Annotated in this window: 1 pseudogene; it reads right to left on the minus strand. The window is 54.6% G+C overall.

Annotated elements, in window-relative coordinates:
- Nucleotides 1-613: pseudogene (locus Q1A48_RS21310) on the minus strand (hypothetical protein); the annotation flags it as partial.

Consider the following 613-nt stretch of genomic DNA (forward strand, 5'->3'; position numbering starts at 1 on the left):
CAACTGGTCACCGCTGTTGGCAAACTCTTCGGGAAGCAGCAGGCGATCACTTTCCAGTTGCCGAATCTGGTTGCGCAGATTCACCCGGCTGCGCGCGAGACCTTGACGTTCGACATGCAGTTCCAATTCCTGGGCAATAACCGCGTCCAGCTCTGCTGAGGAAATATGGCCATCGCGTTTGAGCCGACGATAGCGCTCTGCCTGTTCCGATATTAGGGCATAGCGTTGCGCTTGTGTCTCTATCTGCTTTTCCAGCAGAGCCAGGTCTTCCTCACTGGCAACAATGCGCTGGTCAAGATCACGCAGTTGTTGGCGATAAATTTTCTCGCCACGCCCCAACTGTTCGGTGACTAATTTTTGTTGGCTTTCGTACTCCGCCAACAATAAGGACTCGAGGTGCTTACCATCTGCCAATATTCGGTCGCCGTTGACCACAATCAAGGGTTGATCCTTCAATACCTGATCACCCTCACGCACGAGCACCTGTTTGATAACTCCCGAGCGCTCAGCGTAAACCCGCACGACACCCGAAGCCGGTTCCAGCCAACCAGTTACGCTTTCCTTGCGGGCATAGTGGCTGCCGGCGAGCCAGAGAACGACAACAACCACCCAG

It is taken from the genome of uncultured Microbulbifer sp. (genome assembly GCF_947489355.1).
Classification (GTDB): Bacteria; Pseudomonadota; Gammaproteobacteria; order Pseudomonadales; family Cellvibrionaceae; genus Microbulbifer.